This is a genomic window from Frigoribacterium sp. CG_9.8 (assembly GCF_015751965.1).
In the GTDB taxonomy this organism is placed as follows: domain Bacteria; phylum Actinomycetota; class Actinomycetes; order Actinomycetales; family Microbacteriaceae; genus Lacisediminihabitans.
On record NZ_JADOVH010000005.1, the window covers coordinates 114,613 to 138,439 of the forward strand.

Genomic DNA, 23,827 nt, shown 5'->3' on the forward strand with positions numbered 1-23,827 from the left:
TTCCTGATTCCTAACGGCCTGAGCCGGCGTAGGGGAGCAGTGCCATCTCACGCGCGTTTTTAACCGCGCGGGCAATGAGTCGCTGTTCCTGCACGGAGACACCGGTGATGCGACGGGCGCGGATCTTTCCACGCTCCGAAATGAACTTGCGGAGGGTTGCAACGTCCTTGTAGTCGATGACTCCGACGCGAATGGACTTCGCCGGGGCGGCGTTCTTGCCGCCCTTGAGAGTGCGGAGGGGCTTGCGGCGATCGCCGCTGCTCTTTCCAGCCATGGTTTCTGCTTCTTTCTTGAATATTCGGTGGTCGAATAGGTCGCCAAGCGACCGTATCGAGATCGGTCGGGATCGGCCTAGAAGGGCGTCTCGTCGTTATAACTGCCCGGGGTGTTCCAGACGTCTCCGCCTGCAGCACTTGCCGATGACGCCGAGGCGGGAGCAGATGCTGCCCACGGCTCGGGTGCGCCCTGACCGACCCGGGGCGCGCCGCCGCCGTTTGAGCCAGGACCGCCGCCCTCACGGGAGGTGCGGGTCACCTGCACGGTTGCATACCGGAGGCTCGGACCGATCTCGTCAATTTCGAGTTCGATACTGGTGCGCTTCTCGCCCTCTTTGGTCTCGAAAGAGCGCTGCTTGAGCCGGCCGATCGCGATGACACGAGATCCCTTGGTGAGGGATCCTGCCACCTGCTCGGCATACTCACGCCAAACGCTCGCACGAAGGAAGAGTGCTTCACCGTCTTTCCACTCGTTGCTGCCCCGGTCAAGGGTGCGCGGGGTGGATGCGATGGTGAAGTTGGCAACCGCCAACCCGTTCTGCGTGTACCGCAGTTCCGGGTCGCTCGTGAGGTTGCCCACCACGGTGATTACGGTTTCGCCAGCCATGGGTCAGTTACCAGCCGGGGTCTCGGCACCCGCGGCGGCGGGCGCTTCGGTCGCGGGCGCTTCGGTCGCAGGCGCTTCGATTGCGACCGGGGCGGCAGGTGTTGCCGGAGCCGAGGGCGCGGCCGGAGTTGCCGTTGATACTGACGTTGCCGGAGCGGATGCGACATCCGCTGCCTTCGTTGCGGTTCCCGCGGTTGCACTGGCCTTCGCTGGGGCAGCTGCCTTGCGGGCGGCCTTCTCGGCTGAGAGCTGTGCGGCCTCGGCGACCTGTGCGATGGCTTCCTCGGCGCGGAGCACCTTGGTGCGCATGACCGCTTCGCTGAGCTTCAGCTGGCGGTCGAGCTCGACGGTCGCGGCGGGGTTCGCTGTGAGGGCGACGACGGCGTAGATACCTTCAGTTTTTTTGTTGATCTCGTACGCCAGTCGACGACGTCCCCAGACGTCGACCTTGTCGATCGAACCACCGTCATTGCGGATGACGTTGAGGAACTTATCGAGGCTCGGAGCCACGGTGCGCTCATCGATCTCTGGATCGAGAATTACCATTAGTTCGTACTGATGCATAACTAACCCACCTCCTTTGGACTAGAACGGCCACAGACGATCTGTGACAGGAGGGTTTTGGCATCGTTGTCCGAATGCGCAATCGCTCGCAGACAACCTGCCTAGTGTAGTCAGTCGCATCACTATCAATCAAGGAGCTCTACACGCATGTCCCTGAAAGTTGCCATTGCCGGTGTCGGAAACTGCGCCAACTCCCTCGTGCAGGGGGTCACGTTCTACGCGAATGCTGACGAGTCCCAGGTGGTCCCTGGCCTCATGCACACACGATTTGGCGGATACGCGATCAGCGACATCTCTTTTGTCGCGGCCTTCGACGTGGATGCCGCGAAGGTGGGTCTCGACCTGGCGGATGCCATCTGGGCGAGTCAGAACAACACCCTGCGGTTCACCGACGTGGCGACATCCGGCGTGCTCGTGCAGCGCGGACCGACCCTCGACGGCCTTGGCGAGTATTACCGTGAGCTGGTCGACGAGTCACCGGCTCCCGAAGTGGACGTCGCCCAGGCACTGCGCGACTCCGGCGCAGAGGTGCTGGTCTGCTACCTGCCCGTCGGATCGGAGCACGGTGCGAAGTTCTACGCCCAAGCCGCACTGGATGCGGGTATCGCCTTTGTCAATGCGCTGCCGGTCTTCATTGCGAGCGATCCGGTGTGGGCAAAAAAGTTCACCGATGCAGGACTGCCGATTGTCGGAGACGACATCAAAAGCCAGCTCGGAGCGACCATCACTCACCGCGTGCTTGCCCGGTTGTTTGAGGAGCGCGGCCTCGTACTCGACCGCACCTATCAGCTCAATGTCGGTGGAAACATGGATTTCAAGAACATGCTCGAGCGCCGCCGCCTCGAGTCCAAGAAGATTTCCAAGACCCAGGCCGTGACCAGCAATATCGAGGCCCAGCTCAACTCGCACGACGTGCACATCGGGCCGAGCGACCACATCCCGTGGCTGGATGATCGCAAGCTCGCCTTCGTTCGGCTCGAGGGCCACGGCTTCGGAAATGCTCCCACCTCGCTCGAATACAAGCTCGAGGTGTGGGACTCGCCCAACTCCGCAGGGGTCGTGATCGACGCCATCCGCGCCGCCAAGATCGCCCTGGATGCTGGGCTCGGTGGTCCGGTGGAGGCGGCATCCGCCTACTTCATGAAGAGCCCGGCGAAGCAGTATCCCGACCCGGTGGCTCGCGAGTTGCTCGAGCAGTTCATCCGCGACCACGGCTAGTCCGTCTGGGCCCACCCCGTCGTTCGAACCCCGTCGCAAATTCAGGAGCGCCTGTTACGCGAGCGGGGCGGCGAGCGGCGGGGATGGAACGGGCGCGGTTCAGGGGTGAGCTGCCCACCAGTCGCGGAGACGATCAGTCGCGACATCCGCGCCGAGGCTGCCCTCTTCGAGCCGGAGCTCGAGCAGGAAGCGATACGCCTCGCCGACCTCGCGCCCGGGTTTCAGGCCGAGGATTGCCATGATCTGCTCGCCGTCGAGGTCTGGGCGCATCGCATCGAGCTCCTCTTGCTCACCCAGCGCCGCGATCCGCTGCTCCAAATCGTCGTAGGCGAACGACAGGCGGTCGGCCTTGCGCCGGTTGCGCGTTGTGACATCTGCCCGGGTGAGGATGTGGAGGCGCTCGAGCTGCGGCCCGGCGTCGCGTACATACCGCCGCACGGCTGAATCACTCCATGCACCCTCGGTGTATCCGAAGAACCGCAGGTGCAGCTCGATCAGCCGTGCGACGGCAGCGATCGTGTCATTGTCGTAGCGCAGCTCCCTCAACCGCTTCTTCGCAAGCTTTGCCCCCACCACGTCGTGATGATGGAAGGTGACGACGCCGTCACCCTCAGTGCGCTTGGTCGCTGGCTTTCCGATGTCGTGCAGGAGAGCGGTGAGGCGCAGGATCAGGTCGGGTGCGGATCCAGGATGCCGCGACTGCTCGAGCTCAATCGCCTGGTCGAGAACGGTGAGACTGTGCTCGTACACGTCTTTGTGGTGAAAATGTTCGTCGATCTGCAGGCTGAGCGCTGGCAACTCGGGCAACACGATTGCCGCAATGCCGGAGTCGACCAGCAGCTGGAGTCCAGCCCGCGGAGCCGGGCTCCGCAGCAACTTGCCGAGCTCATCGCTCACCCGTTCCACCGAGATCATCGAAATACGCTCAGCGAGGGCGTGGAGCGCACGGGTGGTCGGGCCGTCCACGGTGAACCCGAGCTGCGAAGTGAAACGTGCAGCCCGCATCATCCGGAGCGGATCGTCACCGAAGGAGTCTTCGGGCGCCCCAGGCGTCGTGAGACGTTTCGCCACAAGATCTTCGAGCCCACCGGAAGGATCCACCAGCACGCGTCCCGGCAGTCTCAGGGCCATCGCGTTGACGGTGAAGTCGCGCCGCACGAGATCGGCTTCAAGGGAGTCACCGAACGCGACGATCGGTTTGCGGGACTCACCGTCATAGGCGTCGGAACGATAGGTCGTGATCTCGACCGTGTGGCCGTCAATGCGAGCACCGATCGTGCCGAATGCGCGACCGATATCCCAATGCGCTTCCGAGATCGGCTTAACGAGGGCGAGAATGTCGTCGGGGCGGGCATCGGTGGTGAAATCGAGGTCGGTGAGCGCACGCCCCAGGAATGCGTCACGCACCGGTCCACCCACAAGAGCGAGCTCGAATCCCGCCGCTGCGAACGCCGCTGACAGCCGAGAGATATGGGGCGTGGATGCGAGGTCTGCCAGTCGCTGAATTGCCGAAGCGACACTCTCCATGCCCCCCACACTAGCGGCGCGCGTCACCGCACACCGCCGTAGTGCCTGAGCCTTACACAACGCGTGGAGACCCTAGAATCACTGGAGGGCGGCCGGGGCACTGACTCCGCCGGCCCTTTTCGCTATGAGACCTTTTACATCCCTGTTCGCGGTGGTGCTTGCCATCGGCGCCGCCATCGCGCCCAGCGCCGGAACTGGCGTCCTGCCCGGCGTTGCCGCCGCCTCGGCGGCCGGCGCGATCCGGGCGACGGATGGGTCGAGTGCCGTACTCACCTTCGTACCGGCCGCGTATGGATCACTCGCACCCGGGCAGGATCTGGTGATCTCCGGCACTGTCGCGAACCCCTCCGCGAAGGCCATCCCAGCCGGAACGGCGAGCATCGTGCTCAACCGGTCGGCGGTGCGTTCCCGCGCCGAGCTCTCAAGCTGGCTCGCTCCGGCCTCCACCTCATCCGAGGATTCCCTCGGCACCGAGGTGCTCTCCGCCCCGACACCGGAAGTGCCGTCTGGGCGCACCGTACCGATGCAATTCACCGTGCCAGCGGCATCCATCGACTTCGGCACGCGGGCTTCGGCTTGGGGAACGCGCACCCTCGCCATCCGGATATCCAGCGGCGGTTCCGAAGTCGGCCAAGTGCGCAGCAGCATCGTCTGGAACCCGGGCACCGGCGTACAGCAGACCAGGCTCGCACTCGTGATGCCGCTCACCGTGACCACGAGTGCGGATGGCCTCATTCCCATCGACCTGCTGGCGAGCTATACAGCGGACGGTGGCTTACTCGCCCGCCAGCTCGACGCAGCCTACGATCAGCCGGGAGTCACAATCGGCATCGATCCGCGGGTGCTTGCGTCCATTCGCATCCTCGGCGAGTCAACCCCACCCTCGGCGGTCGCCTGGCTTCTCCGCCTGGAGGCGGCGACCAACAACAGTTTCCCCCTGAGCTATGGAGACTCCGACCTCGCTGCGGCAAGCCAGGCAAAGGCCTCCAGCCTCCTCAAACCAACGAGCTTCCCGATCGACGCGACGCTGTTTCCCGGGGCAGCAAGCGCCACACCGAGCGCAACGCCAAGCAGCACACCGACCCCTGCTCCGTCGAATGGTGGGGGCAGTGTGTTACCTGACCTGCTATCGCTCCAGGCCTTCAACTACACCCTTCCCGCGATCGCGTGGCCTGCCGCTGGAAGCGTCGTTGAGAGCGATCTCGACAGTTTCGAGGCCGGCGGACTCACAACGGTAATCCTCAGTTCTGGCAATGTCGGTTACGGAGATCTCGGCTACACACCGAGTTCCGCTGCACTCGTCGGCACACACCGGGCACTCGTCTCAGATGACGCCCTATCGACGTACATCGACACCGCAGCACGGGCTCCAACCACTGCACTGTGGGAGAAGGCCATGTCGCAACTGTCGGCCGCGATTGCCGTTGTCTCGAGTGAGCGCCCCACGCTGCCGCGCACCCTTCTTGCCACTTTCGACCGCGCGTCGCCGGGAGCAAATGCCCGTCTCGCACAGACTCTCGCGGCCCTCTCAACACTTCCGTGGGCAGCATCTGCATCGCTCTCCGAGGCGGATGCCGAATTCGCGACCGGCTCAACCAGAGCGCCAGCTACCGCCACTGTCACGGCCCGGCCCGAGACCGCGGAACGCATCGCAACGGTGGCCGATCTCCTCGCCGCTGAGACCACGGCCGGAAACTTCTCATCGGTTCTCACCGATCCGAGCGAGATCACCGGCGAGCGCCGGCTGACCCTGCTCGCTCTGCTCTCAAACTCCTGGATCGGCGATGACACCTGGCCGTCGGAGACCGAAAAGTATCTTGCCAGATCAAATTTCTTCGTCACGAAATCGGTCACAGTTGCCCGGAGCAGTGCCACAGTCTTCACCTCGCGTAACAGCCCGCTTCCCATCACGGTCACGAACGAGCTGCGCTGGCCGGTCACCGTCTACGTAAGCGTGCGTTCCCCATCCACCATCATCACCATCGACCGGGATCGAGTCGAACTCGTGGTGGAGGCCCAATCGCAGGCAAAGACCACCGTTCCGGTCACCTCAAATGCCAACGGACCGGTCACCCTCACCGTTGCACTGTCGAGCAGCACGAATGTGCAGATCAGCACCCCGACGACAATTGACGTCGATGTACAGGCTCAATGGGAGACCGCATTCACTGCCGTCATCGCCGTATTCGTAGTGGGGGTGTTCGGCTTCGGCATCTACCGCACAGTAGCCCGGCGCCGAAAGACGAAGCGAGCGAAGGCTACCTCGGGGTCCGTCAGCCCTGTCGGCGATGCCCCGACGTCTCCATGACAGGCGTCGGCACCAGCCCAGCCGAACCCGGAGGAATGGGCCGGGCGAGCGCGATCCTCGCCGCCGGCACGGTCGTCTCACGCGTGCTCGGGTTCGTGCGCACCATCGTTCTGGTGGCCGCGATCGGCACGACTACGGCGGCCGGAGACGCATTTGCCGTCGGAAACCAGCTGCCGAACAACATCTACGCCCTCGTCGCCGGCGGGGTGTTGAGTGCGGTACTTGTTCCGCAGATCGTGAAGGCGGCTGCCCATCACGACGGCGGCCAGCAGTTCATCAACCGAATTGTCACGCTCGGAATCGTCGTATTCGGTCTTGTGACGGTGATCGCGACGCTCGCCGCTCCAGCGCTGGTGTCTCTCTACACGTCCCAGTCGACCTCCGGGCGTGGGTTCACTCCCGAGCAGGTCTCGCTGGCCATCGGCTTCGCGTACTGGTGCCTTCCCCAGATTTTCTTTTACGCGCTCTACAGCCTGTTGAGTGAGGTGCTGAATGCCCGACGGATCTTCGGGCCGTTCACGTGGGCGCCGGTGCTCAACAACATCGTCAGCATCGGGGGCCTTGTCGCCTTCATGGCGCTATTCGGCGGATCGGCACAGAACGCGTCGGTCTCCGACTGGGGCCCGGGCAAGATCATCCTTCTCGGCGGTGTGACTACGCTCGCTGTCACCGCGCAAGCGCTCGTGCTTTTCCTGTTCTGGCGTCGCGCTGGGCTGCGCTTCCGCCTCGACTTTCGGTGGCGCGGAGTCGGTCTCGCGGCCACAGGTAAGGCCGCAGGCTGGCTCCTCGGCATGGTTCTCGTCACCCAGATCGCCGGGGTCTTCCAGAGCCGGATCGCATCGATCGCGTCGGGAAGCCATCCGTCAGTGTTCGCCCTCCAAAACGCCTGGCTCGTCTTCATGCTGCCCTTTTCCGTCATCGCAGTCTCGATAGTCACCGCCTACTTCACCCGGATGAGCGCACACGCGAGCACCGGCGACCTCCCGGGAATCCGTGGGGACCTCTCCGAGTCGCTTCGCTCGATCGGACTGCTCATCGTGTTCGCGACGGTGGCCCTCTGCGTGGTCGCCTTCCCCTTCGCCAGGCTCTTTACCGACGGCTTCGCCAATGTTGTGGGGCTCGGTCGCATCATCCTCGCGTTTATGCCGGGTCTGATCCTCTACACGGTGCTCTTCGTGCTCCAGCGCGTCTTCTACTCGCTGGGCGACACCCGCACCCCGTTCCTCGTGCAGTGCGTCCAGTCCACCCTCTTCATCGCGGGGGCGCTCGCCTGCTCTGTGCTCGACACCGAATGGATTGCTGTCGGGATCGCCGTCGTCACCACCGTCACGTTCGGAATCCAGGCGATTATCACGCTGGTTCTGGTGCGTCGCCGGATCAACGGATTCGACGGCCGCCGAGTGGTCTCCCGCTATCTGGTATTCATCGGCTTCGCCCTCGTGGCTGGGGCGGTCGGCTTCGGGCTGCTGCTGCTGCTTGGTGGACTGGATGTCGGTGGATTCGCCCAGTCGGGTCGCATCCCTGCCCTCGTGGCCATGATCCTGATCGTCGGCACGATGGGCATCGTCTACCTCGGGCTCCTTGCCGGGTTCCGCAATCCGGAGCTTGGTGCGGTGACCGGCCTTGTCTCCGCGCGTTTCCGTCGCGGGCGGTAGAGCGCTCCCGGGCACACCCGGTTTGCGGAATATCGGGCGAATAGGATGTGTTACAGCCTTCAGTGGGACGGGCACGAACCGAACCGACACCACACACATCCGCACCACCTAAGGAGTTGTCTTCGTTGCGCCAGACCATCATCATCGGCTCCGGTCCTGCCGGCTACACCGCCGCGATCTACGCTGCCCGCGCCAACCTGCGTCCCCTGCTGATCGCAAGCTCGGTTGAGGCCGGCGGTGAACTCATGAAGACCACGGAGGTGGAGAACTACCCCGGCTTTCCCGAAGGCATCATGGGGCCGGACCTCATGGCCGCATTCCAGGCGCAGGCCGAGCGATTCGGCACCGAAATCGTGCTCGACGACGTCACCTCCCTCGATCTGAGTGGAGAGGTGAAGACGGTGACCCTGGGCAACGGAGACGTGCACGAAGCGCTGTCTGTGATTTTCGCCACCGGCTCGGCCTATCGCAAGCTCGGCCTGCCCGATGAAGAACGTCTCAGCGGCTACGGAGTCTCCTGGTGTGCCACCTGCGACGGGTTCTTCTTCCGCAACAAGACCATCGCGGTCGTCGGAGGAGGAGATTCCGCGATGGAGGAAGCGAACTTCCTCACCAAGTTCGCCGACAAGGTCTACGTGATCCACCGTGGAGCCACGCTGCGCGCGTCCAAGACGATGCAGGACCGTTCCTTTGCAAATCCTAAGATCGAGTTCCTTTTCAATCAGACCGTCGAGCACATCTACGGCGAAAGCGCGGTCACCGGAGTCGGCCTCCGCAATACGGCGGATGACTCGGAGCTGTCTCTCGACCTCAGCGGACTGTTCATCGCGATCGGAGCCGACCCGCGCACCCACTTGGTACACGGCATGCTCGACTTCACCGCCGAAGGCACCATCGCAGTTGATGGGCGAAGCTCCCGCACGAACCTTCCAGGGGTGTTCGCAGCCGGCGACGTGCTCGATCCCACCTACCGCCAGGCTGTCACGGCCGCTGGATCCGGTACGGTGGCCGCCCTCGACGCCGAGCACTACCTGGCCTCGCTCCCAAAAGAACTGGTGGCGATGGCTGACACCGTTGCCAACACCGAGAAGATCCCGGCCTGACGGCCACTCCCAATCGAAAGAGAGAACACGATGTCCACTGCGAAAGATGTGACCGACGCCAGCTTCCAGGCTGACGTGCTCGACTCCGAGAAGCTCGTGCTCGTCGACTTCTGGGCTGAATGGTGTGGCCCGTGTCGCGCCGTCAGCCCAATTCTCGACCAGATCGCGGCGGAGCACTCCGACAAGATCGAGCTCGTCAAGGTCAACGTCGACGACAATATGGAAATTGCTGCCAAGTACCAGATCACCTCCATTCCCGCGATGAAGCTTTTCAAGGGTGGCGAGGTCGTGAAGAGCGTCATCGGTGCCAAGCCGAAGCCCCAGCTCGAAGCCGACTTCGCTGAGTGGCTGAAGTAGAACTCACACGACGCTGAGTTCGCGGCCCGTTCACAGCAGAGTGAACGGGCCCTCTGTCGTGCCCCGACTATTCTTGAAGCTTCATCCCCTGAACAACGCGGAACCCCTATGACTCACGACGTGACAAACGACGGCACGAACCTCGATCCCTGGTACAACAGTTACGCCGACAGAACCGCGGGCCTCAGCGCCTCGGAGGTACGCGCGCTGTTCGCCGTGGCATCCCGTCCGGAGGTCGTCTCTCTCGCGGGAGGAATGCCGTTCGTCGCCGCACTTCCACCAGAGCTCATCGCCGACGCCTTCGAACGGGTGATGGCGACACAGGGACTGCAGGCTCTCCAGTACAGCTCAGGGCAGGGCGTCCAGTCCCTCCGCGAGCGAATCCTCGAAGTCATGGAACTCGAGGGCATCCGCGCAAGCGTCGACGATGTCGTTGTGACGACCGGATCCCAGCATGCGCTCGAACTCGTGACAAAACTCTTCATCAATCCGGGAGACGTTGTGCTCGCGGAAGGTCCGAGCTACGTCACCGCCATGGTGGTATTCAATTCGTTCCAGGCCGACATCAACCATGTTCCGATGGATGAGCACGGGCTTATCCCGGAGGCGCTTCGCCAGGCGATCGCCCGCCTGACGGCCGCAGGCAAGACGATCAAGTTCCTGTACACCATCCCCTCGTTTAGCAACCCGGCCGGGGTGACGCTCAGCTGGGAGCGACGCCTCGAAATTCTCGAAATCTGCCATTCCAACGACATTCTGGTGTTGGAAGACAACCCCTATGGTTTGTTGTATTTCGACACGCCTCCCCCGCAGGCCATGCGCTCGGTCGATGAAGACGGCGTCGTCTACCTCGGCACCTTCTCGAAGACCCTCGCGCCGGGGTTTCGCGTCGGCTGGGCTCTCGCACCGCATGCGATCCGTGAAAAACTCATCCTCGCCAACGAAGCGGCCGTCCTCTCGCCAAGCACATTCGGCCAGCTCATGATCTCTGAATACCTCAACACCGCTGATTGGAAGGCTCAGATCAACACCTTCCGCACGATCTACCGGGAGCGGAGGGACGCGATGCTTGCGGCCCTCGCAGAATATTTGCCACAGCTGTCCTGGACGGTGCCGCGCGGTGGTTTCTACGTGTGGGTGACCCTGCCCGACTACATGGATTCCAAAGCGATGCTTCCGCGAGCGATCAAGGAGCTGGTGGCCTACACGCCCGGTACCGCGTTCTATGCGGATGGCAGCGGGCGTAACAACATCCGCCTGTCATTTTGTTATCCCACCCCCGAGTTCATCCGAGAAGGAATTCGCCGTCTGTCCGTCGTCGTCAACGGTGAACTCGACCTGCTCAACACCTTCTCGCAGACATCGCCGCTTGCGACAATTCCCCTCAGGCAGGGAATCGCAAGCCCGCCCGCGAATATCGGATAGCCGATGACCTTCCCCCCCAGGTCCGTCATCGTTCTCGCCGGAGGCATCTCCCACGAACGGGACGTGTCGCTGCGCAGTGGCCGCCAGGTCGCCGACCGGCTGCAGGAGCACGGGCTGGTGGTGACCCTGAAAGATCCGGATGCCTCGCTCCTTGCCTTTCTCGCCGACACCCGCCCAGACGTGGTCTGGCCAGCCCTCCACGGCGCAAGCGGTGAGGATGGCGCCCTGCGCGGTCTTCTTGACCTCCTCAGAATCCCCTGCGTCGGCTCAACCTCGGCCTCTGCCCGCCTCGCCTGGGATAAACCCACCGCGAAGGTTCTCGTCTCCCGCGCCGGAGTGCACACGCCCCGCTCCATCGCCCTCTCCCGCGATGCGTTTCGTGAGCTGGGAGCGGCGAGCGTCCTTGACAGTCTCTCGGCTGGATTGCCTGTACCACTCGTGGTCAAGCCGGCCCAAGGCGGTTCAGCACAGGGTGTCACCCTTGTCGACGATCGCGATGATCTGCCCCGCGCAATGGTGGATGCCTACACCTACTGTGATGTCGCGATTGTAGAAGACCGCGTGGCCGGCACAGAGATCGCCATCAGCATCATCGACACCGGTGACGGTCCGGTCGCCCTGCCCGCCGTGGAAATCCAGCCTCTCGCCGGTGTCTACAGTTTTGAAGCCAGGTACAACGCCGGTGAGACCCGTTTCTATGCTCCGGCACGGCTCCCCGACGCTGTTTCAGAGGCAGCCGCGACGGCAGCGCTAACCGCCCATCAGTGCCTCGGATTGCGGCACATTTCTCGCATCGACCTCATTGTGGATGCGGCGGGAATCCCTTGGTTTCTCGAGGCAAATGTACTGCCGGGTCTCACCGAGACATCGCTGCTTCCACTCGCTTTAGAAGCCGCCGGACACGACGTCGGCTGGGTCTATTCCGCGCTTGCTGAGGCGGCAATCAGGGATTCTCAAAAGGTAATTATTTAGCCTCTGATCGGCAAATCATCCAAATCCCGGCTCGTTCAGCTCGGCCAGGATCCGGTTGAGGTCCGCAACCGTTGCGAAGTCGATCACTATGCTGCCCTTGCTCGAACCGAGGCTCACTTTAACCCGGGTATTAAGCCGGTCACTCAAACGCTCCGCTATCTCGTCGAGCTGCCCCTGCCGCCGACCGGCGCTCGGTTTAGTGCGCACCGGCTTCGTGGTCACCGCACCGGCGGCAGCCTCAGCCGCGCGCACCGAGAGGTCCTCGTTGACGATCTTGTCGGCAAGACGCTCCATCGTCGCCTCGTCCCCCGCAGACAGGATCGCCCGGGCATGCCCCGCGCTCAGCACCCCGGCCGCGACGCGATTTTGCACCGTAATTGGAAGTCGGAGCAGGCGGATGGTATTGGTGATCTGCGGGCGGGAGCGGCCGATCTTGATAGCGAGTTCGTCCTGGGTAATCCCGAAATCGGCGAGCAACTGCTGGTATGCCGAGGCCTCTTCAAGCGGGTTGAGGTTGGCGCGGTGCAAGTTCTCGAGGAGCGCATCACGCAGCATCGCGTCGTCCGCGGTGTTCTTCACTACGGCCGGGATGTTCTGCAGCCCGAGGAGCTTGCTGGCCCGCAGCCGCCGCTCACCCATGACGAGTTCATATTGCGGCTGGCCCGGAGCCGCATCGGTGATGGGACGCACAACGATCGGCTGCAGCACCCCCACCTCACGAATAGAGGCCACGAGCTCGTCCAGGTCCTCCTGTACGAAGGTCATGCGGGGCTGCGCCGCATTCGGTGCGATGTCGTTCGGTGAGAGGTTTGCAAGCCGCGCACCCGGCACACTGACCAATTGATCGGCCGCAACATCCGCGGCCTCCTCTGATGAGGTCGGGAAGAAGACATCCACTGGGCGCGCGGGGCTGCCGAGGTCAGTGGGGATGAGCGCTCCGATACCGCGCCCCAGTCCGGTTCTCTTTGGTGCGGCCATTATTGCGGGGCTCCTCTTTTGGCGATTTCAGCAGCGGCTTCGAGATACGAAAGCGACCCCGGCGAATTGGCGTCATAACTGATCACGGTCTGACCATAACTCGGCGCCTCAGAGATCCGCACCGACCGGGGGATGAGCGTCGTGAGAACCTGGTCGGGAAAGTGATCACGCACCTCCTGTGCAACCTGGTTAGCCAGATTGGTACGGGAGTCAAACATGGTGAGGAGAATCGTCGAAACGGCCAGCACCGGGTTGAGGTGCCGCTCGATCAGCTTGATGTTGGTGAGAAGTTGGCTCAGGCCCTCGAGCGCGTAATACTCACACTGAATCGGGATGAGCACCTCTTGCGCGGCGACGAAAGCGTTGATCGTGAGCAGACCGAGCGAAGGGGGACAGTCGATAAAAACATAGTGGAATGGCTGCTCGCTCTCGGCGAGAAACTTCTCAAGAGCCGTCCGCAGCCGTTGTTCCCGCGCCACCATCGAGACCAGCTCAATCTCCGCGCCCGCCAAATGAATCGTCGCGGGCACGCAGAACAGCGAGTCGAAGTCGGGACTCTTCTGGATCACAGTCGCGATCAGTTCGTCATTGATGATCACCTCGTACACACTCACTGTCTCCGCGCGGTGGTCAATGCCGAGGGCCGTCGATGCGTTGCCCTGGGGATCGAGGTCGATCACGAGCACTCGTGCTCCGCCCCGGGCGAGTGCGGCGGCCAGATTTACCGTGGTGGTGGTTTTACCGACGCCACCCTTCTGATTGGCGACCGTGAGAACGCGTGTCTTGTCTGGCACCGGCAGCACCTCGGCTGCCAACGCGTGCCGTCGCCGGGTGATCTCAGAGAGCTCCCGCGCCAACGGGGTATCACTGTGGGCGGAGGGCCCCGCATGCGTGGCCGCCGACAGCAGCGCCGCAGCCGCCGACGGCTCGCACTGAGAGGCCGACGTGGTCTGCAGATTGGTGGACGGTGACCCGGCTGGCATCGAGACCGACGCGGAAGATGACGTGAAAGATGACGTGGCAGGTGCCGATGTGGCCGAGCTGGTCACTGCTGCTGCGGCACCCACCTCTGCTGTATTCCCCACCTCTTCTGTGTCCCCCATCATCGCCGCATAAATCTCTGCAGCGTAGTCGACTCGGATTCCATCGTCATCCGGATGTTTCACGTGAAACCTTCTCGATCTGGTGATTCGTCATGCTCAACCTCTCGAAAATGAAGCGAGGACAGTTGGTGAGAGGTGGACCTCCGCAGTGCAACAACAGTGTGCCGTGGACAGTGTGCCGTGGAACGCGTGCCAGGAAACGCAGGCCATGGGGCTCGTGCCATGGGGCTAATGCTCGACAGCCACGATACCGGGACAGTGCGCAGTGTCATGGTAAAAGCAATTGCATAGGATCAACCAATTTCGCACCCTCTCGAGGACTCCGCGTGACACCTGGTTGCACATCCACTCCGCACATTCATGCCGCACATTCACGCCGCGAGCCTTCACTGAGCGCACTCACTTGGCACACCCACGCACCCTCGTCACAGACCCTCGTCACAGACCCTCGTCACAGACCCTCGTCACAGACCCGCAGCGCGCGCCCCCATCGCAAAATGTAGGCTCGCGACCGCGCAAAATTCTTAGCCTGAGAGGTCAATCAACTGTAGCCCGAAAGACGCGAGTCGCTGCGGCACCCTCACCGAGCGTCAGAACCTCGACCGCTGTCAACCGGGTGCGGCGAATCGCGGTGGCGGCGGCGGCGACCTCAGCATCAACGCTTGCCCCCTTGAGGAAGAGCAACTCCCCGCCCGATCGCACCAGCGGCACGGTCAATGGGATTAGCTTTGCCAGTGCGCTCACCGCGCGGGCAGTGACCTGATCGAGCCAGGGCGACAGCTTGGCCTCCTCGGCTCTGGCGCGCACGACCTCGACGTTCTCGAGTTCCAGCGCCTCGGCCTCGCGGCGTAACCATTCAACCCGCCGCTCCATCGGCTCGATCAGGATGAACTGCGCGTCGGGACGGGCGATAGCTAGTACCAGGCCAGGAAGACCGGCACCACTGCCAATGTCACCGACCTGTCCCGGCTTGATCAGCGAAGCCAGTAAGGCACTGTTCAGGATGTGCCGAGTCCAAATTCGAGGCATCTCGAGCGGGCCGATCAGACCAAGCTCCTCACCATGGGCCACGAGATCGGCCGTGAATTGGCGTGCCCGATTGATCTGCTCGCCAAATAGGGCGGCGGCCAGGGGAGGCTCGGATTCAACAGGTGCCTGCCCGGCGGGCTCCATGCTGGTCTCTTCGGACATCGCGGACGTTCTATGTTTCACGTGAAACTATGCGCGCGTGATAACCGTGTGGCGGTCGGCGCCTTCACCCTCGGACTGTGACACGAAGCCGCGTGCGGCAACGAGGTCGTGGACCAATTTGCGCTCGTAGGACGACATGGGGGGGAGAGCAGCCGATTGCGCCCCTCCCTCAATACGTTCCGCCGCACGCCCCACTAGCTGGGAGAGCTCGGACTCGCGGGCCTGGCGTGACCCTCCAACATCCAGAATCAGGCGTGAGAAGACTCCGGTCTTCGCCTGAACCGCAATGCGCGTCAACTCCTGAAGGGCGTTGACCGTATCGGGTTTTGACAGTAGGCGAAGATTGCTGTCCAGACTCGAGTTCACCGCAAGATACGCTCGCCCATCGTGAGCATCAATGTCGATGTCACCATCGAGGTCAGTGATGTCGAGGAGCTCCTCGATGTAGTCTGCGGCAATTTCGCCCTCCTCCTCTAACTGGGTGGCGGATCGAGTCATCTCGAGTCGAGCAGATCCCGCCACCACAGCACCCTCAGTGGCTACCACCGGAATGGCACCCATCGCGTCGAGTGTGGCGCAGTCGCCGTCGCCTGCACTGGGACGTTCGGAATCAGGACGGAGTGAATTGGTCGCGCCGGTCGCTGTACTCGCCAGAACAGCGGGCCCTGCAGTGTCGTCGGCGCGCTGTGGGATGGTGTCTGACATGGTGACGCTTTCTTTCGGGGGAGGCCGAGGGAACGGACAGGGATCTACTTTTTGTTTCCGGTCTTCTTGGAGCGGTTCTTATTCACTGGCTGCACCCGCTGAGTGTTGATCTTGGCATCGTCGACCGCAAGAGGCTGATCCTCGATGATTGAGAAACCCCGGCGCTGTGCCCTCTTCGCCATGCGCGATTCACGCTCCAGCGCTGCCTCACTGCCGGGCGTAGGCATATTTCTGATAACGAGGAACTGCTGGACCATGGTCCAGAAGTTCGAGACGAGCCAGTAGAACATGACCCCGAGAGGGAAGGTATAGCCGGAGAATGCAAACACCAGAGGCAGCAGGTACAGCAGAATGCGCTGCTGCTTGAACATCGGACTGGCCTTCATCTCCGCCGACTGGTTCTTGGACATGATCTGAAGCTGGGTGATGAACTGCGACGCGGTCATCAGGATGATCATGATGATCGCAATCACAATGACCGCCGGATTGCCATTCGCGGTGCTGATCGCAAGATGCAGGGGGGCGATATCAAAAAGTGAAGACGTCCCGAATGATTCAGACAGGGTGGGGTTAAGGAGCCCGACACCGGGAACGCGCGACCCGTCGGCGTTGACATGCTGTGCGTTACTCAGAACAGAAAACAGGCTGAAGAAGATCGGCATCTGAAGCAAGAGCGGGAGACACGAGCTCAGCGGATTGGTGCCCGTCTTTTTGTACAGCCCCATCGTCTCGCGAGACATCGCCTCACGGGAGAACTGATCCTTCTTGCCTTTGTACTTGTCCTGGATTTTTTTGAGCTGGGGCGCAACTTCGAGCATTCGGCGTTGGCTCTTGATTTGGCGCACAAAAATAGGGATGAGGGCCGCGCGAATGACCAACACGAGTCCGACGATGGACAGCACCCACGTTATTCCCGCATCTGGGTTGAGTCCGATGACCGCCCACAATTCGTGGAACGCCACGAGAATGAGCTCAACCACCCACTTGATTGGCCAGAGAATCGTGTCAATGATGTTCATGGACCTGGGTCACCTTTCCGTAGCCGTCGATACAACAAATCCAAACCGCGTTACCGCGTACTTTTGCTTGTCGCGTGGGGGTACATCATCAATCCCCCCGGCCGCCCAGGGGTGACATCGGGCTATCCGGCGCATTCCCATCCAGCTACCGCGAACCACCCCATACCGCTGAATGGCTTGCAAAGCATAGGACGAACATGAGGGGTAATAGCGGCACACGTCACCGTAAAGCGGGGAAATGACAGCCCGGTAGATCCGCAGAACTACCACGCTGAGATTGCGGGGGAGAAGGAGCACGAAAGCAGCGACAGAACTCACGCTCGTGTGACTCCCCCGCTCAGAACTTCCGAGACTGCACTCCGTAGGGTATCCCAGTCCGCCTGCGCTGAGCCTGGCAATGCCCTAATCACCACATCGGTACCCGGAGGCAGTTCCCTGACTGCGCCGAAACCGATCGCCTTCAGACGGCGGCGAACGATGTTGCGTCTGACCGCTATCCCCACGGTCTTTGGAACGATGAAGCCAAATCGTGGCGGCCGAAGGTCATCCTCCTGGAGCAGGTAAATGACAATATGGCGCGTTGTTATTCGCCGGCCGCGGCGTACCAGCCGCCGGTAGTCATCAGCCCGGACCAGCCGGTTGGCTTTGGCCAACACGACGCGGTCTACGCAGAGAGCTCGGTGCGCCCCTTACGACGACGCGCACCGAGGATGGCGCGGCCGGCGCGGGTGCGCATCCTCAAGCGGAAGCCGTGCACCTTGGCGCGACGCCTGTTGTTGGGCTGGAAAGTTCTCTTGCTCATGATTTAGTTCTCTCGCGTGTCAGAACTCCACAGGACCAGCTCGGAAAGCACCGGGCGGTCAGAGGAGTGGAGGTTAGCCATCAGGCTGAAGTCAACTGCTTAAAAATACGGGCTTAAAGTGCTGCGGTCAAACTCTGGCGGAATCTCGCACATTATCCACACTTGTCCGGGGACAGCACGGCAACGACATGCGACCGGAACTAAGGTGGTGACACTGCGCAAACGGTGGATAAACCTGTGCATAACCGCACTCAACCACAACGGGGAAACAATGTCAGACATCACGGATTCGACACAGACGATCTGGAAATCCGTGCTTGCCACTCTGCGTGGTGACGAACGAATCACACCACAGTTGCAGGGCTTCCTCAGCCTGGTTGCGCCCAGGGGTGTGATGGCGGGAACCATTTACCTCGAAGTTCCCAACGATCTCACTCGCGGCATGCTCGAGCAGCGCATCCGACTTCCGTTGCTCGATGCGCTGACTGGACTCGACCACGAGCAACAGGTCAGCAATTTCGCGATCGTGGTAAATCCCGAGATCGCGCATGATGCTTTGGCCCACCCGAATACGAACACGGGCAACCAGGATTACATCGAGCAACCCGTTGCGCCCGCGCCACCGCCGGAATCTATTACATCTGGCGCCCGGCGTGTTGACTCACGCCTGAATCCCAAGTACAACTTCGACAGCTTCGTCATCGGCAGTTCGAATCGCTTCGCCCACGCCGCGGCAGTTGCTGTAGCCGAAGCTCCGGCGAAGGCATACAACCCACTTTTCATCTACGGCGACTCCGGTCTTGGCAAGACCCACCTCCTCCATGCGATCGGGCATTACGCAGAAAGCCTCTACCCGGGCATTCGTGTTCGCTATGTGAGTTCGGAGGAGTTCACCAACGACTTCATCAACTCAATTGCTAATAACCGTGCCTCGGTCTTCCAGTCGCGCTATCGCGAGATAGACATCCTCCTTATCGATGACATCCAGTTTCTTCAGCGCGCCGTGGAAACCCAGGAGGCCTTTTTCCACACCTTCAACACTCTGCACGACCACAACAAGCAGGTGGTGATTACCAGCGACCTGCCACCGAAGGCCCTTACCGGGTTTGAGGATCGGATGCGGTCACGTTTTGAGTGGGGGTTGATCACTGACGTGCAGGCACCCGACCTCGAGACACGTATCGCCATCCTGAGGAAGAAAGCCCAAAGCGAGAAGCTTCAGGTGAGTGCGGAGATCCTCGAGTACATGGCAACCAAGGTCTCATCGAATATCCGCGAGCTGGAGGGGACACTCATTCGTGTTACCGCCTTCGCCAGTCTTAATCGAACACCGGTCGACCTCGCTCTTGTCCAGACGGTGTTGAAAGATCTCATCACTCTCGACGACGACAACGTGATCGCACCGGTCGACATCATCAACCACACAGCCGAATACTTCAAGCTCACCGTCGACGACCTGTACGGCTCCTCCCGGTCACAGGCAGTGGCTACCGCACGCCAGATCGCCATGTATCTCTGCCGCGAGATGACCAACCTCTCACTACCCAAAATCGGCCAACTGTTCGGCAATCGCGACCACACCACGGTGATGTACGCCAATAAAAAGATCACCGAACTCATGAAGGAACGACGCTCGATCTACAACCAGGTCACCGAGCTGACGAGTCGGATCAAACAACATCACCGTTATGGCGCCATCTGATCGCGGCCGATGGGGCACACACAGTGGGGATAACTTGTGGATAACTTTCGAACACGCCGATAAACACTGTGCGCAGAAAACCATAACTGTAGAAACTCAACCGGAGGGCCAGTCACGAATGACAAATAGTCGCCCACGGATACCCCAAGTTCCCCACAACTCACACTGGTGTAATTCCCCGCGTTCAGCGGCGCCCGAGCGGGTTATCCACACATCACACAACGGTTAAGAGTGTTAATCCTTAATAAGAATTATTTTGGGGAGGATAACCCTTGGGTGGGACGAAATCATTGGCTGTGCCAGTATTAACCTCCCGGATCAACGCTCCCTCCGAGCGTGCCAATTCGACGGCCGATTCGATAGCAAGGGGTGCCCATGAAATTCCAAGTCAATCGTGACGTCTTCAGCGAAGCCGTCTCGTTTGCGGTGAAGCTTCTTCCCCAGCGGACCACGCTGCCGATCCTCAGCGGGGTGCTAATCGAAACCACCGAAACCGGCCTCACGTTATCCTCATTCGACTACGAGGTATCCGCTCAAACCGAGATCTCGGCAGAAGTCGAGGAGCCGGGCAAGATTCTCGTTTCCGGGCGCCTGCTCGCAGACATCGCGAGCCGGCTTCCGAACGCACCCGTGCAGTTCTCTACCCAGGACGGGCGGATCTCTGTCACTTGCGGCCCCGCGAAGTTCACCCTGCTCAGCATGCCGGTGGAGGAATATCCGACCCTTCCTCAAGTCGCGGCGCGATCGGGACTGTTGCCGGCCGAGGCTTTTGCCACTGCAGTCGCACAGGTGTGTGTGGCGGCCTCTCGCGACGATGTGACCCCCGTCATCACCGGGGTCCAGCTCGAAGTTTCACACAATAGCCTCACCATGGTGGCCACTGACCGTTATCGGGTTGCGGTGCGTTCGATCGACTGGGATTCGGGAGAGACCCCGGCCGCAGAGACCCTCACCGCTCTTGTCCCCGCACGGACGCTGCAGGAGATCGGCAAGACCTTTGGTCACAGCGGCACGATTTCGGTGGCGATCACCAATACCGACGATCGCGAGCTCATTGCTTTCCGCGCCGACCGCAAGACGGTGACATCCCTCCTCATCAAAGGGAATTTCCCGCCAGTTAAGCGCCTATTTCCCGAGACTGTGGACAACTACGCGGTCATCAATACCGCGGAGCTCATCGAGGCGGTACGGCGGGTGTCCCTGGTGCTCGAGCGTGAAGCGGCGCTGAGATTTACCTTTACCATCGATGGCCTCACTCTCGAAGCCATCGGCTCAGAGCAGGCCCAGGCGTCGGAATCAATCGACGCGCACCTGAATGGCGGGGACACTGTCGTCTCGTTGAAACCGGCGTTTCTTCTGGATGGACTTGGCGCGGTGCGGTCAGAGTTTGTGCGAATCTCGTTCACCAAAACGGAGAATCCCAACAAGCCAGGCCCAGTGCTCATAACCAGCCAGTCCGCAAAGGACCAGCCCGGCGCGGATAATTACAAATACCTCCTGCAGCCGAACCTGCTGCTGAGGTAGCTTCGAATCCACTCCGCAGCGACATCTCTCGAAAGAAGTTCGCATATGCATATCGGCCTCATCGGTCTTGGCAAAATGGGCAATAATATGCGCGAACGGCTGCGGGCTAATGGCGTTCAAGTCACCGGTTACGATCACAACCCTGCGGTGACAGATGTCCCGAGCCTGTCTGAGCTCGTGTCTGCCTTACCTTCACCTCGTATCGTCTGGGTGATGGTGCCGGCCGGCGCGATCACCGACTCGGTGGTTACTGATCTAGCCGAGCTGCTCGCGGCTGGCGATGTGATTATTGACGGCGGCAATTCGCGCTTTACCGACGACATCAGGCATGCCGAACAGGTCGCGACACACGGAATCGAATACGTGGACGCGGGTGTTTCCGGAGGTGTCTGGGGTGTTGCCAATGGATACGGCCTGATGGTCGGCGGCGGCAAGAAGAACATCGACCTCCTGATGCCGGTCTTCGACGCGCTGCGACCCGAAGGCCCCCGGGATGAGGGATTCGTACACGCTGGCGAGATTGGCGCAGGCCACTACGCCAAGATGGTGCACAACGGAATCGAATACTCCCTGATGCAGGCATACGCCGAAGGCTATGAACTCCTCGATAAACGCGACGACATCATCAAAGATGTCACCGGCACATTCAAGGCCTGGCAGCGCGGCACGGTCGTGCGCTCCTGGTTGCTTGAGCTCCTGGTGCGAGCTCTCGAGGAGGATCCCGAGTTTGCGGACATCGAAGGATATGTCGAAGACTCCGGTGAGGGACGCTGGATGATCGAGGAAGCCCTCGCCAATGCGGTGCCGGTGCCGACGATCAGCGCCTCGATTTTCGCCAGGTTTGTCTCTCGACAACCGAATGGCTCGCCCGCAATGAAGGCCGTGGCTGCACTGCGTAACCAGTTCGGTGGGCATTCGGTCAAAGCGGTCGACTGATGCTGTGATCGTCACCCATCTGAGCCTGACTGATTTTCGTAACTACCGTTCCGCAGAGGTGGCCCTGACCTCCGGGGCGAACCTATTTGTCGGAAGCAATGGACAGGGTAAGACCAATTTGGTTGAGTCTCTTGCCTACCTCAGCACGCTCGGATCGCATCGGGTGTCTGTAGACCACGCAATGATTCGGCAGGGTACCGACTCTGCGATCATCCGAGCCCGTCTAGTCAGCGGTGAGCGTCAGATTCTCGCGGAGGTGCAACTCAACCGCTCCTCGCCAAATCGAGCGCAGATCAATCGCTCGGTCATTAAGACCCGTGAGTTGCCGCGTTATTTCTCCAGCGTGCTGTTCGCGCCGGAGGATCTCGCACTGATCCGGGGGGATCCGGCGGTGCGGCGACGTTTTCTCGACGAGCTGCTCGTGCTGCGCTCGCCTCGGATCTCGGGAGTGATCATGGACTACGACCGGGTGGTGCGCCAACGCAACACGCTCCTCAAGTCAGCCAGGGCATCCGCTGTCCGCGGTGACCTGCTTTCTACCCTCGACATCTGGGATGAGCGGCTGGTCACGCTCGGATCCCAGCTGATTGAGGCACGCACCGGTCTCGTCGCCGAGTTGTCGCCAGAAGTGGCAGCTGCGTACACATCGATTGCAGGCGAGGATCACCGGGCGACTCTCGCCAACCAGCTCAGCATCTTCACTTCCCCGTCGGGGGCGGGCGAGGCGAATGATGACGAGGCGGGCGCGGTCGGACTTCGGCACGGTGGGGTTACGGCGGCGGATGCCGCGGTCGCGTTTCGTAGTTCCCTGTCCCGCCGCCGTCGACATGAGCTGGAGCGCGGGGTCACCCTCGTTGGTCCGCACCGCGATGACCTCGTACTCGAGCTGAATTCCCTCCCCGCGCGGGGCTATGCCAGTCATGGCGAGTCCTGGTCATTTGCACTCGCCCTGAAGCTGGCATCTGCGATCCTGCTGCGGCGGGAGTCCTCCACAGGGGATCCGGTGCTCATGCTCGATGATGTATTCGCCGAACTGGATCAGTCACGGCGAGACCGCCTTGCTTACGCCGTGCGCGACTTCGAGCAGGTGCTCATCACCGCGGCGGTCTTCGATGATGTTCCGCAAGAGCTCACTGGTAACACCGTTCATATCAGTCGCGGCACGATCGTCGAGAGGACAGTATCGTGACGCTGCGCCCACCAAGCTGTCGCGCGGGCCCCACTCTTCGCCGGCAAGCCCTCGCGATCAGTATTACGGGGCCAGATTCATGAAAGAGATGGGTGATGCCCCGAAAGAATCCGAGCCAGTCTCGGTTTACTTGCGCTTTCGCCGTGTTTTTGGTGATGGCTCTACCCGCACCGCGGATGCGCGTAAGCGGGCAAAGAAGGAACCGGGTTCCACAATTCCCTTCGGCGGGGGCCGCGATCCCGAGGGGCTTGGCGCTGTCGTGGACTCGCTGACCGTGAAATTGGGGTGGAGTTCGCCGCTTGCACGGTCGGAGATTCTCGCCTCCTGGGGTGAGATCGCCGGAGCCGACACCGCGGATCGCTCTGCTCCGGTCGGGATTGAAGACGGCGTACTCACCGTGAAGTGCGACTCGACTGCCTGGGCAACACAGCTTCGACTCATGCGTGTGCAAATCATGAATCGCATCACGGCGAGGTACCCGGATGCGGGCATCGAGTCGATACGTTTCGAAGGGCCGGGTGCCCCCTCCTGGAAACGCGGTCCCAGATCAATTCCAGGGCGTGGTCCACGCGATACTTATGGCTGACAGGGCAAAATAGGTCGCTGCCTTAGGCCTAAGTCCCCAGATCGCCGATTCGCGCCTATTGTCCTTGTGGATTTGGTAGGA

At 61.6% G+C, this 23,827-nt stretch carries 23 protein-coding genes and 1 pseudogene; 12 read left to right on the forward strand and 12 right to left on the reverse strand.

Annotation, left to right across the window (positions count from 1 at the left end):
• Positions 1–10 precede the first annotated feature (10 nt).
• From rpsR to rpsF, 3 genes and pseudogenes are all read right to left on the reverse strand, one after another.
• Positions 11–274, reverse strand: coding sequence for a 30S ribosomal protein S18 (gene rpsR, locus IWX88_RS11320; protein WP_196830392.1), 264 nt, complete (start codon positions 272–274; stop codon positions 11–13).
• A gap of 77 nt (positions 275–351) precedes the next feature.
• A complete protein-coding gene (locus IWX88_RS11325; protein WP_196830394.1) occupies positions 352–882 on the reverse strand; it encodes a single-stranded DNA-binding protein in 531 nt (176 codons plus the stop codon).
• 201 nt (positions 883–1,083) lie between these two features.
• Positions 1,084–1,446 (reverse strand): annotated as a pseudogene (gene rpsF, locus IWX88_RS14295) (30S ribosomal protein S6); the annotation flags it as partial.
• A 147-nt stretch (positions 1,447–1,593) separates the two neighbouring features.
• Here rpsF and IWX88_RS11335 point away from each other — a divergent pair.
• Positions 1,594–2,664, forward strand: coding sequence for an inositol-3-phosphate synthase (locus IWX88_RS11335; protein WP_196830396.1), 1,071 nt, complete (start codon positions 1,594–1,596; stop codon positions 2,662–2,664).
• 99 nt (positions 2,665–2,763) lie between these two features.
• Here IWX88_RS11335 and IWX88_RS11340 read toward each other — a convergent pair whose 3' ends face one another.
• Positions 2,764–4,191: a CCA tRNA nucleotidyltransferase gene (locus IWX88_RS11340; protein WP_196830397.1), complete on the reverse strand. Its 1,428-nt coding sequence runs from the start codon at positions 4,189–4,191 to the stop codon at positions 2,764–2,766.
• 124 nt (positions 4,192–4,315) lie between these two features.
• Between IWX88_RS11340 and IWX88_RS11345 the strand changes: the two genes are divergently transcribed.
• From IWX88_RS11345 to IWX88_RS11370, 6 genes are all read left to right on the forward strand, one after another.
• Positions 4,316–6,499 (forward strand): DUF6049 family protein, encoded by a 2,184-nt coding sequence (locus IWX88_RS11345; protein ID WP_196830398.1) that lies wholly within the window; start codon positions 4,316–4,318, stop codon positions 6,497–6,499.
• The gene (murJ, locus tag IWX88_RS11350; protein ID WP_196830399.1) at positions 6,496–8,154 is read left to right on the forward strand and encodes a murein biosynthesis integral membrane protein MurJ; all 1,659 of its coding nucleotides are present in this window, start codon (positions 6,496–6,498) and stop codon (positions 8,152–8,154) included. The genes IWX88_RS11345 and murJ overlap by 4 nt, the downstream gene beginning before the upstream one ends.
• 125 nt (positions 8,155–8,279) lie before the next feature.
• A complete protein-coding gene (trxB, locus tag IWX88_RS11355) occupies positions 8,280–9,257 on the forward strand; it encodes a thioredoxin-disulfide reductase (RefSeq protein WP_196830401.1) in 978 nt (325 codons plus the stop codon).
• A gap of 30 nt (positions 9,258–9,287) precedes the next feature.
• Positions 9,288–9,614: a thioredoxin gene (gene trxA / locus IWX88_RS11360; protein WP_196830403.1), complete on the forward strand. Its 327-nt coding sequence runs from the start codon at positions 9,288–9,290 to the stop codon at positions 9,612–9,614.
• A gap of 108 nt (positions 9,615–9,722) precedes the next feature.
• The gene (locus IWX88_RS11365) at positions 9,723–11,039 is read left to right on the forward strand and encodes a PLP-dependent aminotransferase family protein (protein ID WP_196830405.1); all 1,317 of its coding nucleotides are present in this window, start codon (positions 9,723–9,725) and stop codon (positions 11,037–11,039) included.
• A gap of 3 nt (positions 11,040–11,042) precedes the next feature.
• Positions 11,043–12,011 (forward strand): D-alanine--D-alanine ligase, encoded by a 969-nt coding sequence (locus tag IWX88_RS11370; RefSeq protein ID WP_196830407.1) that lies wholly within the window; start codon positions 11,043–11,045, stop codon positions 12,009–12,011.
• Positions 12,012–12,026: 15 nt separating this feature from the next.
• Here IWX88_RS11370 and IWX88_RS11375 read toward each other — a convergent pair whose 3' ends face one another.
• The 8 genes from IWX88_RS11375 to rpmH form a co-directional block, all read right to left on the reverse strand.
• Entirely contained in the window at positions 12,027–12,989 is a 963-nt protein-coding gene (locus IWX88_RS11375; protein ID WP_196830409.1) for a ParB/RepB/Spo0J family partition protein, read from the reverse strand.
• Complete coding sequence (locus IWX88_RS11380) at positions 12,989–14,038, reverse strand: ParA family protein (protein ID WP_370568346.1); 1,050 nt, start codon at positions 14,036–14,038, stop codon at positions 12,989–12,991. The genes IWX88_RS11375 and IWX88_RS11380 overlap by 1 nt, the downstream gene beginning before the upstream one ends.
• Positions 14,039–14,629: 591 nt before the next feature.
• Positions 14,630–15,283: a 16S rRNA (guanine(527)-N(7))-methyltransferase RsmG gene (gene rsmG, locus IWX88_RS11385; RefSeq protein ID WP_231369205.1), complete on the reverse strand. Its 654-nt coding sequence runs from the start codon at positions 15,281–15,283 to the stop codon at positions 14,630–14,632.
• Between the two features lie 27 nt (positions 15,284–15,310).
• A complete protein-coding gene (locus IWX88_RS11390; RefSeq protein WP_231369237.1) occupies positions 15,311–15,781 on the reverse strand; it encodes a R3H domain-containing nucleic acid-binding protein in 471 nt (156 codons plus the stop codon).
• Between the two features lie 251 nt (positions 15,782–16,032).
• Positions 16,033–17,007 (reverse strand): membrane protein insertase YidC, encoded by a 975-nt coding sequence (gene yidC / locus IWX88_RS11395; protein ID WP_196830411.1) that lies wholly within the window; start codon positions 17,005–17,007, stop codon positions 16,033–16,035.
• A 9-nt stretch (positions 17,008–17,016) separates the two neighbouring features.
• Positions 17,017–17,325, reverse strand: a complete 309-nt coding sequence (gene yidD / locus IWX88_RS11400; protein ID WP_196830413.1) for a membrane protein insertion efficiency factor YidD — start codon at positions 17,323–17,325, stop codon at positions 17,017–17,019.
• Entirely contained in the window at positions 17,322–17,663 is a 342-nt protein-coding gene (gene rnpA, locus IWX88_RS11405) for a ribonuclease P protein component (protein WP_196830415.1), read from the reverse strand. Before rnpA ends, yidD begins: the two co-directional genes overlap by 4 nt.
• Positions 17,664–17,671: 8 nt before the next feature.
• Complete coding sequence (gene rpmH / locus IWX88_RS11410; protein WP_010204566.1) at positions 17,672–17,809, reverse strand: 50S ribosomal protein L34; 138 nt, start codon at positions 17,807–17,809, stop codon at positions 17,672–17,674.
• Between the two features lie 271 nt (positions 17,810–18,080).
• Between rpmH and dnaA the strand changes: the two genes are divergently transcribed.
• From dnaA to IWX88_RS11435, 5 genes are all read left to right on the forward strand, one after another.
• A complete protein-coding gene (dnaA, locus tag IWX88_RS11415) occupies positions 18,081–19,511 on the forward strand; it encodes a chromosomal replication initiator protein DnaA (protein ID WP_196830418.1) in 1,431 nt (476 codons plus the stop codon).
• Between the two features lie 375 nt (positions 19,512–19,886).
• Positions 19,887–21,035: a DNA polymerase III subunit beta gene (gene dnaN / locus IWX88_RS11420; protein WP_196830420.1), complete on the forward strand. Its 1,149-nt coding sequence runs from the start codon at positions 19,887–19,889 to the stop codon at positions 21,033–21,035.
• A gap of 6 nt (positions 21,036–21,041) precedes the next feature.
• Entirely contained in the window at positions 21,042–21,971 is a 930-nt protein-coding gene (gene gnd / locus IWX88_RS11425) for a phosphogluconate dehydrogenase (NAD(+)-dependent, decarboxylating) (RefSeq protein WP_370568347.1), read from the forward strand.
• 4 nt (positions 21,972–21,975) lie between these two features.
• Positions 21,976–23,160, forward strand: coding sequence for a DNA replication/repair protein RecF (gene recF / locus IWX88_RS11430; protein WP_196830424.1), 1,185 nt, complete (start codon positions 21,976–21,978; stop codon positions 23,158–23,160).
• A 79-nt stretch (positions 23,161–23,239) separates the two neighbouring features.
• A complete protein-coding gene (locus IWX88_RS11435; protein ID WP_231369207.1) occupies positions 23,240–23,746 on the forward strand; it encodes a DUF721 domain-containing protein in 507 nt (168 codons plus the stop codon).
• Positions 23,747–23,827 lie beyond the last annotated feature (81 nt).

Bases quoted from the DNA above. Each gene is read 5' to 3' on its own strand.
- rpsR (WP_196830392.1), bottom strand. From the start codon at position 274: ATGGCTGGAAAGAGCAGCGGCGATCGCCGCAAGCCCCTCCGCACTCTC.
- IWX88_RS11325 (WP_196830394.1), bottom strand. From the start codon at position 882: ATGGCTGGCGAAACCGTAATCACCGTGGTGGGCAACCTCACGAGCGAC.
- IWX88_RS11335 (WP_196830396.1), top strand. From the start codon at position 1,594: ATGTCCCTGAAAGTTGCCATTGCCGGTGTCGGAAACTGCGCCAACTCC.
- IWX88_RS11340 (WP_196830397.1), bottom strand. From the start codon at position 4,191: ATGGAGAGTGTCGCTTCGGCAATTCAGCGACTGGCAGACCTCGCATCC.
- IWX88_RS11345 (WP_196830398.1), top strand. From the start codon at position 4,316: ATGAGACCTTTTACATCCCTGTTCGCGGTGGTGCTTGCCATCGGCGCC.
- murJ (WP_196830399.1), top strand. From the start codon at position 6,496: ATGACAGGCGTCGGCACCAGCCCAGCCGAACCCGGAGGAATGGGCCGG.
- trxA (WP_196830403.1), top strand. From the start codon at position 9,288: ATGTCCACTGCGAAAGATGTGACCGACGCCAGCTTCCAGGCTGACGTG.
- IWX88_RS11365 (WP_196830405.1), top strand. From the start codon at position 9,723: ATGACTCACGACGTGACAAACGACGGCACGAACCTCGATCCCTGGTAC.
- IWX88_RS11370 (WP_196830407.1), top strand. From the start codon at position 11,043: ATGACCTTCCCCCCCAGGTCCGTCATCGTTCTCGCCGGAGGCATCTCC.
- IWX88_RS11375 (WP_196830409.1), bottom strand. From the start codon at position 12,989: ATGGCCGCACCAAAGAGAACCGGACTGGGGCGCGGTATCGGAGCGCTC.
- rsmG (WP_231369205.1), bottom strand. From the start codon at position 15,283: ATGTCCGAAGAGACCAGCATGGAGCCCGCCGGGCAGGCACCTGTTGAA.
- IWX88_RS11390 (WP_231369237.1), bottom strand. From the start codon at position 15,781: ATGACTCGATCCGCCACCCAGTTAGAGGAGGAGGGCGAAATTGCCGCA.
- yidC (WP_196830411.1), bottom strand. From the start codon at position 17,007: ATGAACATCATTGACACGATTCTCTGGCCAATCAAGTGGGTGGTTGAG.
- rpmH (WP_010204566.1), bottom strand. From the start codon at position 17,809: ATGAGCAAGAGAACTTTCCAGCCCAACAACAGGCGTCGCGCCAAGGTG.
- dnaA (WP_196830418.1), top strand. From the start codon at position 18,081: ATGTCAGACATCACGGATTCGACACAGACGATCTGGAAATCCGTGCTT.
- dnaN (WP_196830420.1), top strand. From the start codon at position 19,887: ATGAAATTCCAAGTCAATCGTGACGTCTTCAGCGAAGCCGTCTCGTTT.
- IWX88_RS11435 (WP_231369207.1), top strand. From the start codon at position 23,240: ATGAAAGAGATGGGTGATGCCCCGAAAGAATCCGAGCCAGTCTCGGTT.